Consider the following 288-nt stretch of genomic DNA (forward strand, 5'->3'; position numbering starts at 1 on the left):
TTCATGACTGGGGTGAAGTCGTAACAAGGTAGCGCTAGGGGAACCTGGCGCTGGATCACCTCCTTATACGATGATTATTCACGATGAGTGTCCACACAGATTGATAGTTCACAAGCGCAAGCTTGTAGCTAACATAGCTCTTTAACAATTTGGAAAGCTGACAAAGTAATCTTTAAGATTACTTGTAAAGTTCTCAATGTTTGTCTTTTAAGACAAACACCAAAAAACACATTCAAGTGTTCTTGGGAATATCACTTTTAAGTGATTATTCGAAATTGAGTCCGGCAA

At 38.9% G+C, this 288-nt stretch carries 1 rRNA gene; it reads left to right on the forward strand.

From position 1 onward, the window contains the following. Positions 1–66, forward strand: a 16S ribosomal RNA gene (locus tag OQJ86_RS26495); the annotation flags it as partial. Positions 67–288: the final 222 nt, after the last annotated feature.

The organism is Vibrio sp. Sgm 5, from assembly GCF_026241575.1.
GTDB classification, from domain to species: Bacteria; Pseudomonadota; Gammaproteobacteria; order Enterobacterales; family Vibrionaceae; genus Vibrio; species Vibrio jasicida.